4 protein-coding genes are annotated in these 9,437 nt (G+C 66.9%); all 4 read right to left on the bottom strand.

From position 1 onward, the window contains the following. On the bottom strand, positions 1 to 2,782 hold a 2,782-nt coding region (gene treY, locus AWB68_RS39890; protein WP_087649692.1), incomplete at its 3' end, for a malto-oligosyltrehalose synthase. Continuing rightward, positions 2,779 to 4,932 carry a 4-alpha-glucanotransferase gene (malQ, locus tag AWB68_RS39885; protein ID WP_087649691.1) on the bottom strand — a complete coding sequence of 718 codons (2,154 nt, stop codon included), beginning with the start codon at positions 4,930 to 4,932 and terminating at the stop codon, positions 2,779 to 2,781. The genes treY and malQ, both read right to left, overlap by 4 nt. A 29-nt stretch (positions 4,933 to 4,961) precedes the next feature. Next, positions 4,962 to 6,863, bottom strand: a complete 1,902-nt coding sequence (gene treZ / locus AWB68_RS39880) for a malto-oligosyltrehalose trehalohydrolase (RefSeq protein ID WP_087649693.1) — start codon at positions 6,861 to 6,863, stop codon at positions 4,962 to 4,964. Between the two features lie 68 nt (positions 6,864 to 6,931). Further along, positions 6,932 to 9,193 carry a glycogen debranching protein GlgX gene (gene glgX / locus AWB68_RS39875; RefSeq protein ID WP_087649690.1) on the bottom strand — a complete coding sequence of 754 codons (2,262 nt, stop codon included), beginning with the start codon at positions 9,191 to 9,193 and terminating at the stop codon, positions 6,932 to 6,934. Between the last annotated feature and the right edge of the window lie 244 nt (positions 9,194 to 9,437).

Raw genomic sequence — 9,437 nt, 5'->3', positions numbered from 1 at the left:
TGCTCATCCAGTCGAACAGCGCGCGCGAGCCGAGCGCGTCCGGCAGGATCACCGCCGTATCGCCCCATCGATCGGCATCGACGAGCGGCACATCACCGTCCTTCGACAGCAACGGTTCCGCAAGCCGCGACGCGATCACGATCACGTACGCGCTGCCCGCATGCCGCGCGAAAGCGATCACGCGGTCCGCATGCTCGCCTTCGACTTCCAGCGGCAAATACTCGCCCTGCGCAAACAGCGCTGCCGCATGCTGCCGCAACGCGAGCGCCCGCCGCACGAGCGCCAGCTTCACGCGCCCGTCGCGCCAGTTCGCCAATTGCTCCGACGGCGGCCCTTTTTCTTCGCCTTCAGCCAGCCACGCACGCCGCTGTTCGAAATCCACCGGGCGTCGATTGTCGGGGTCGACGAGACTGAAATCCCACAACTCGGTGCCCTGATAGAGATCGGGCACGCCCGGCGACGTGAGCCGCAGCAACGTCTGCTGGAAGCTGTTGATCGCGCCGGCCCGCGCGATCCGCGCCGCGAACGCCGGCAACTCGCGCAGGAAGCCATCGCGTCGCTGCGGCGCGACGATGTCGAAGAGAAACTCGCGGCAGGCGTTCTCGTAGGATTCGTCGGGCGCGAACCAGCTCGTGCGCAACTTCGCCTCGCGCAGCGCCTTCAACTGCCATTGCGCGACGCGTTCAGCAAGCTCCTTCACGCCGGCCTCGTCATCCGCCGACAACCCGGGCGGCCAGCAGCCGACGAGCGTCTGATACAGCATCGCCTCGGCGCCGGGGCCGGGCGCCCAGTTCGCATCGTCGCCTGCGACGGTCCGCCGCAACGGCGCGTTCAGCGTCGACCAGTTGTGCAGCGTCGTCGCCCATTCGTCGGGAATCTCCGAGAGCGCCGCGATGCGCGCGCGCACGTCTTCGCCGCGCTTGTGGTCGTGCGTCGCGGTCGCGAGCATCGCGTGCGGGAACGCCTTCGAGCGCTCCAGATTGCCCTCGTGAAACGCTTCGACCGACAACGCGAATTCCCCCGGATCGGCGCCGACTTCATTGCGCGACAACAGTCGTCCGTATCGATAACACGCCGTATCCTCGACGGCCTTCGCCGCCACCGGCGAGGTCAGTTGCGAGAACAGCGTCTGCGCGCTGCGCCGCTGCGCGCCGCTGGAGGCGGGGGCGTTGGCCTGGGCCGCGGCCTGGTTGCGGTCGCGTCCGCGCTCGGCGGCACGCTCGCGCGGCTTCTCTGCGATGGGCGCCTCGTCCGGCAGCTTGCCGCCGAGCCACTGCGCGACCTGATCGAGCACGACATGATCCGCGCGTGACAGCGCCGCGCGCGCGCCGTCGAGCGCCTGCGAGAAATACCGCTCGTCCTCGGCGCTGCGCACCGCGTTCACCGGATAGATCCGGTACACGGGAAACTGCACCACGAGTTCGCCGACCACGCGACGCAGCGAGGAAAACGTGAAGTCGCGCGTCGTGGGCGTATCGCGGGCGATCCGATGCAGCGCGCGCGTCACGCGATCCAGTTCCGCCGACAGGTTCTCCGCCAGGATCTTGCGGCGCGCGACGAGCGCTTCGTCGGCGAAATCGGCGCTGCGCCCGGACAACGCGGCCCACGCACGCGCGAGCGTCTCGGCGCCGCGGCTATCGTGCAGGAGCGCGCCGACGTCGTTCATGAAGTCGTAGCCGGTCGTGCCGTCCACTTGCCAGTCGCTGCGCAACGGCTCGCCGCGCGCCAGAATCTTCTCGACGATGAAATACGTGCGCCCGTCCTGCAACGCCTGGGGCCGTTGCGGCGCGAGTTCATCGAGCCGCTGGCGCAGGCGTTGGCAATATTCGCGCGGCTCGGCGAGTCCGTCGACGTGATCGATGCGCACGCCGTCGATCAGGCCTTCGGTAAAGAGCCGGAAGATCAGCGCGTGCGATGCCTCGAACACCTCCGGCCGCTCCACACGCACGCCGCCGAGCGTGCTGACATCGAAGAAGCGCCGCCAGTTGACCTCGTCGGCCGCGGTGCGCCACCACGCGAGCCTGAAGTGCTGGCGCTCCAGCAGCCGATGCAAACGGTCGCGGCCTTGCGGAGAATCGGCGGAATGCGCGGCGAGCGTCGCATCGATGGCCGCACGACCGCCCTCGGTCGCGGCGAGCGTCGCGAATGCCGCGCGCGCGTCGGCGGCGCGGGCGTGGTCGGTGGGCTGCGTGGTCAGGCCGGCGAAGCGTTGCCCGAGTTCGGGCGCTTCCTGCAGGATCGACGGATAGTCGACCGGGCACACCGGAAACGTGTTCGAGTAATACTCGATCACGAAGCGGCCTTCGTCCGCCCGATACGCGAGCTTGATCTTGCCGCCCTGCAATTCCTCGCCGTACGCCGCGCCGAGAAACGGCGCCAGCACCTTGCCGCGCAGCGCGGGATCGGGCGAGTGCCAGTCGACATCGAAGAAACGCGCGTGCGCCGCGTGCCGGCCCCATTCGAGGATGTCGAGCCACCACGCGTTCTCCGACCCGCCGACGCCCATGTGATTCGGCACCACGTCGACGATCAGCCCCATCTCGTGCGCGCGCAGCTTTTCGACCAGGCGCTTCAGTCCTTCCTCGCCGCCGAGTTCGGGATTCACGCGCGTGTAGTCGACCGTGTCGTAGCCGTGGGTCGAGCCGCTCGTCGCCGTCGTGATCGGCGAGAGATACGCGTGGCTGATCCCGAGCGCGGCGAAGTAGTCGACCTGGGCGGCGGCATCGTCGAAGGTGAAGCCCTTGTGAAGCTGCAGCCGGAGCGTGGAGCGCGGTACGGTCATGGTGATTCGGTCGGTGGAGGGTTCAGCGCGGAGCGGGCGCGCGCGCTGTCGACGGCGAGCAGCCGATCCGCGAACGACTCGTCGAGAAAGAGTTCATCGACCGGCACGGCGAGGCGCCGCCGCCAGTTCGGATGCTCGTCGATGGAGCCGGGCAGGTTCGGCTGGTCGGCCAGCGCGAGCAGGTCTTCCAGCGGATACGTGACGAGCGGCGCGGGCGTCGCGGCGACGAAGGCGAGCGCCTCGTCGACGGGCGCGCTCTCGACCGGCGGCGCGGGAACGTCGGGCGCGGCGACGCCGGCATCCTGGAACGCCTGCCACAAGTGCTCGCGATCCTCGGCGCGCTCATCCATCGCGAGTGCGACCGGATCGCGGCCGTCCTCGCGCGCGGCCGTCTGGCCGATCTTCGAGCGCCATTCGATGTCCGCGCCGCGCCACCAGCCGGTGACGGTCGGCAGGTCGTGGGTGGTCGTGGTCGCGGTGACTTCGTGGTCCCATTCGTGCGGCGGCTTGAAGCCGTCGCCCTGCTTCGCGCGCTCGAACCACAGCACGCGGATGCCGAGCAGGCCGTGCTCCTCCAGCCGCTCGCTGAAGCCGGGCGGCACGGTGCCGAGGTCCTCGCCGACCACGATCGCGCGATGCCGCCACGATTCGAGCGCAATCAGGCGCAGCAGGTCGTCGAGCGGATAGCGCAGGTACGCGCCGTCCTTCGCGGGTTCGCCTTCGGGCACGAGCCACAGGCGCCGCAAGCCGAGAATGTGATCGATGCGGATGCCGCCCGCGCGCGCGAACGAAGCGCGCAACATGTCGATGAACGCGGAGAAACCTTGCGTGCGCATCGCGCGCGGGGAAAACGTGGTGAGGCCCCACGATTGCCCCGCCTGATTGAAGAGGTCGGGCGGCGCGCCGACGGAAACGCCCGTCAGCATCTCGTCGCGATACGACCACGCGTGACTGCCCGCGCTGTCGCAACCGACGGCGAGATCGGCGACCAGCCCGATCGCCATGCCGGCGTCGCGTGCGGCGTGCTGGGCGTGCGCCAGGCCCTTCGACGCGAGCCATTGCGTGAAGAGATAAAAATCCACGTCACCACGGCGCGATTCCGCGAAGGCCGCAACGGCGGCGCTGCGCGGATCGCGCAATTCGTCGGGCCAGTTGCGCCAGTGGCCGTCGCCCGCGTTCGCGAGCTGATCGGCCTGCAGCGCCTCGAAGCGCGCGTGGTCTTCGAGCGCGCGGCCGCCGCTTTCGACGAACGATGCAAAGTCTTTCGCGAACGGCGAATCGTGGTATTGCGAGAACGATTCGAAGAGGGCACGCAGGATCGCGAGCTTCGCCTTCGACGCGCGCGGCCAGTCGATCAGCGAGAGATCTTCGAGCGCCGCCAGTTCCTGCGCGACGCCCGCGCGCTCGATCGCCGCTCGCGCGGCCGGTGCACCGAGCACGGCGGCCGGATCGATGTGCGCGATATTGAGAAAGAGCCGCGACGACGGCGAGTAAGGACTGAACTTTTGCGGCTCGGCGCTGAACATCGCGTGCATCGGGCTGATCGCGACGGCATGGCTGCCGCGTTTCGCGCTCTCGACGGCGAGCGTCGAAAGCGCCGAGAAGTCGCCGATGCCGCCATCGCCGGAACGCCGCAATCCGTAGACTTGCGCGGCGACGCCCCAGAGCGGCGGGGCGTCCTTCGCCGAGTCTTCGTGCAGCGCGCGCCATGCGTCGCCGATCGTGTAGCAGCGCGACGGCGCGACGGCGAGCGTCGTGTGATGGTCGTTGATGACCAACGTGTGATAGCCCGGTTCGGCAATCGGCGACAACAGCGCGATCTCGCCCTTCGGCGACGTGAACCGCCCGTCGATCACGGCGCCGCTTTCCAGTTCGATCTTGTAGCGCGCGCCCGATTTCGCCGCCGATACCGGCAGCGCGATGCCGCGATCCACTTCTGCGGTAATCAGCGGCGGCAGCTTGCGGCCCGACAACTCGGCATCGAGCGCGGCCATGCTGTGCTTGAGTTGCGTGGCCGTGCCGCACGGCAGGCCGAGCCGTTCGAGCAGCACGTGCAAGGTCGATTCCGGGACGCGCCGGGTGTTTTTGTGCGCGTCGAGCCATTCGACTTCGAAGCCCGCGCGCGCGGCAAGCGATTCGATCGCGCTCATCGGGGCGGACGGTTTGCTGGAGGTCGGGCTCACGAGGTGTGTCCTTCGGTCGTGGTGCGTTCGAAGCGGCGGGCGTCGTGCGCGATGGCGTAATCGTTGACTTCGCCCGTGAGCCACGCGACGAACGTGCGCTCGCCGAGTTCGCCGCGCTTGACGCGATCCTGCGCGCGCGCCGGCGTCTCGAAGATGATCTTGCCGGGCGGCAGTTCAGGCAGCGCGACGGGCGTTTCGCCGAGGTTGAGCGCGATCGACAGGATTTCGCCGTCGCCGAGTTTCCAGCGCGCGGTGAGCGCCTTCGTGTCGAGCACGGTGGCGCCGCGCGCCTTGGCGTCCTTCAGGCGCGGCGTGATCAGCTTCGCGCGCACGGTCAGCGCGGAGCGGTAGAAGTGCAGCCATTCGAGGCGGTCCGCGTCGCTTTCGGCTTGCGTCGGGGAAGGTGACGACATCCTGAACGTGCTCGCGTCGTTCGGATCGGGAATCTGCGCGCGGCGCTTTTCGTCGGTGAAGGCGGAGAACTTCGCGAATTCACGACGACGCCCTTCGCGCACGGCATCGGCGAGTTCGTCGTGATAGTCGGTGAAAAAGAGGAACGGCTGCTTCGAGCCGTACTGCTCCTCCATGAAGAGCAGCGGAATTTGCGGCGACAGCAGCATGAGGCCCGTCGCGGCGAACAGCGCTTCGTCGGAGACGAGCGAGCGCAGGCGCTCGCCCATCGCGCGGTTTCCGACCTGATCGTGGTTCTGCAGGAACATCACGAACGACGTCGGCGGCAGGTGCGCGCTCGGTTCGCCGCGCGGCTTGCCGTCGTGGATCGGCGATGGATCGCCCTGATACACGAAGCCCTCCGACAGCACGCGTGCGAGCTTTTCGATGGGTTTGTCGATGTACGCGCTGTAGTAGCTTTCGTCCTCGCCCGTCAGGAGGACGTGCAGCGTGTTGTGCGAGTCGTCGCTCCACTGCGCGTTGAAATGCGACTCCAGCAGGTTCGACGTGTTGTGCTCGTTCTCCAGCACGAGATGCACATGGCGCCCCGCTTCGACCGAACTGCGGACGCGATGCGCGAGTTCGCGCAGCCACTCGTCGTCGTTGATCGCGTGGACGGCGTCGAGGCGCAAGCCGTCGAAGCGATATTCCCGCAGCCAGTAGAGCGCGTTGTCGAAGAAGAAGTCGCGCACTTGCGGGCGTTCGAAATCGATCGCGGGACCCCACGGCGTGTTCACGCCTTCGCGGAAGAACGTCTTCGCATACGCGCTCAGGTAATTGCCGTCCGGGCCGAAGTGGTTGTAGACGACATCGAGAAATACCATCAGGCCGAGGCCATGCGCCGTGTCGATCAACTTTTTCAGCTCGTCGGGACGTCCATACGAGGAGTCAGGCGCGTAGGGCAGCACGCCGTCGTAGCCCCAGTTGCGACTGCCGGAGAAATCGTTGAGCGGCATCAGTTCGATGGCCGTCACGCCCAGTTCGGCGAGTTCCGGCAGACGCGCGGTCACACCCGCGTAACCGCCCAGCGCGCCGACGTGCAGTTCGTAGAGCACGGTCTCTTCCCACGGGCGGCCGTGCCAGTTCGTGTGGGTCCAGCGATACGCGCGCGGGTCGATCACTTCGCTCGGGCCGTGCACGTCCTCCGGCTGGAAGCGCGATGCCGGATCGGGCACCGCGAGGTTCTCGTCGAGCCGGTACAGATAGCGCGTGCCGGCGCCGCCATCGGCTTCGGCTTCGAACCAGCCGTCGCCGGTGTGCTCCATGTCGATCAGCGCGGGCGCGGTGTTCGCGTCAGCATGGATTTCGAGTTGCACCGCCTTGCGCGACGGCGCCCAGAAACGGTAACGCGTCCGGGGCGTTTCCCGCGCCGTGCCCACCACGTGCGCGCCGAACGGCAGACAGTACGTGTAATGATGCTTGTGCGGATCGATCGGACATTCGGACATGATTTCCTGCCGTTTTCGGTTGCCTTGCAAAGCCGCGCCCTGTTTCGTGGTGGTCGTCGTCGTGAGGTTCATTGCGTCGTGCCGCTGTCCGGCGCCGTGTCGGGCCCGCTCTGCGACGGAATCTCCGGCGCCCGGTGCGTCACCAGCGTGCCCGGATCGGGCGGCAATGCCGTGAGCAGCCGCGGCCCCTGATGCGCGCCCGCCATCCAGACGGCCTGCCAGTCGGCTTCGCCGGTCGGCTGGGCAAGCAGCACGACGATGCTGTGCGCCGCCACCTCCAGCTCACTGCCGACAAGCGGCCGTTGCGGCGCATCAGGCACCGCGCTATCCAGGAGCACGTTCCATTCCAAGTGCGGCGGTGGCGGCGTGAACGTGAGCGCATGCGACGACCCGTTGATCATCAGCAGGATCACATCCGTTTCGCCCGTCGTGCCCGGCCCCGCGCGGCGCAGCGTGAGCGCGCGGCCTTCCGGGTCCTGCCATGCTTCGATCGCGAGCGCGGTGCCGCGCTCGTCGAACCAGCTTACGTCGTAAAGGCCCGGCAGCACTTCGCGATCGCCGTAAAGGAAGCGCGTTTCGCGCAGCACCGGGTAGTTTTTGCGCAGTGCAACGACGCGCGCGACATACTCCGTCAGCGCCTTTCCATGCGGCGAATTCGCCTGTTCCCAGTCGATCCACGACGTCTCGTTGTCCTGGCAATACGCGTTGTTGTTGCCGTGTTGCGTGCGGCCGAATTCATCGCCCGCGAGCAGCATTGGCGTGCCGAGCGACAGCAGGCAGGTCGCGATCAGCGAGCGCGCGACCCGGCCGCGCGTCTCCAGGATTTCGGGATCGTCGGACGGACCTTCCACGCCCCAGTTTGCGCTGCAATTCTCGTTGTGTCCGTCGTTGTTGCCCTCCTGGTTCAGCTCGTTGTGCTTGTGCCCGTAAGCGGTGACGTCGGCGAGCGTGAAGCCGTCGTGCGACGCCACGAAATTCACCGATGCCCACGGTTTGCGAAACCGCCGGTTGAAGTGTTCCGCCGAACCGGTGAGCCGCGCGGCCAGATCGGGGCGCAGGCCCGCATCGCCGCGCCAGAAGCGGCGCACGCCGTCGCGAAACTTGTCGTTCCATTCGGCGAAACCCGGCGGATGATTGCCGAGCTGATAGCCGTCGGGGCCGATGTCCCACGGCTCGGAAATCAGCTTGCGCGTGGAGAGAATCGGGTCCTGGCGGATCGCGTCGAAGAAGCCCGAACCGGGGTCGAAGCCGTGGCCTTCGCGGCCGAGCGTCACGCCGAGATCGAAACGAAAGCCGTCGACGTTGAATGCCGTAGCCCAATAGCGCAGTGAGTCCATCACCATCTGCAGCACGCGCGGATGGGACAGGTTCAGGGTATTGCCGCAACCCGTTTCGTTGATGTAACGGCGTTCGTCGCCGGGAATCAGGCGGTAATAGCTTGCGTTGTCGAGCCCGCGCCACGAGACGGTCGGGCCTTGCTCGGTGCCTTCGCAGGTGTGGTTGTAGACCACGTCGAGAATCACTTCGATGCCTGCCGCATGCAGTCGCCGCACGGCGATGCGCATTTCGTTGAGCCGATGCGTCGACAGATACGACGGCTCCGGCGCGAAGAACGCCGCCGTGTTGTAGCCCCAGTAATTGCGCAGGCCCTTCTCGACGAGGAAGCGGTCGTTGAGGAACGCGTGGACCGGCAGGAACTCGACGGCGGTGATGCCGATATTCTGCAAGTGCTCGATGAACCACGGCGACGAGAGCGCCGCGAACGAGCCGCGTTCGTGCTGGCGGATATCGTTGCGCAGCATCGAGGTGCCGCGCACGTGCGTCTCGTAGATGATGGTGTCGCCCCAGGGCGTGTCGGGGCGCTTGTCGCGGGACCAGTCGAAGGCGTCGTCGGTGACGATGGCCTTGGGCATGGCGGGCGCGGAGTCGCGGCGATCCATCGACATGTCGAGGCGGTTCGAATGCACGCGATAGCCGAAGAGCGCATCGGACCAGCGCCACGGGCCGACGAGTTTTTTCGCGTAGGGGTCGAGCAGGAGCTTGTGCGGATTGAAGCGATGCCCGTGTTGCGGCTGATAGGGACCGTGGGCGCGCAGGCCGTAGACGGTGCCGGGGTGTGCGCCTGGCAGGTAGCCGTGCCAGATTTCGTCGGTGCACTCGGGCAGGTCGAAGCGCATCAGCTCCTTGCGGCCGGTACTGTCGAAGAGACACACCTCGATGCGGTGGGCATTTGTCGAGAACACGGCGAAGTTCACGCCTAGACCGTCCCAGTTGGCTCCGAGCGGGTAGGGTGCGCCCGGGAGCAACCTTTCGGGAAGTGCATTTGCCATAAGGGGGCTCTTTTGCTTGCGCTTTGGGGTATTGGTTGGGTTGCTGGCGCTTGGGGTTGGGGTTGGGGTTTAGGTTGGGTTACACCGTTTGATGCGCTTGTGCTTCCATGGAAATTGTTTTCTTAGTGGTTTATTTGCTCTGCCCCTGTCCGGGGCGGGACTCACTTTCTTTGCTGCTGCAAAGAAAGTAAGCAAAGAAAGCAGCTTCCCAACGCCAATCCTTGCCATGCGCCGCTAGCCCGTT

Source organism: Caballeronia choica, assembly GCF_001544535.1.
Taxonomy (GTDB): Bacteria; Pseudomonadota; Gammaproteobacteria; order Burkholderiales; family Burkholderiaceae; genus Caballeronia; species Caballeronia choica.
This window is presented reverse-complemented; position numbering and strand designations above follow the sequence as displayed.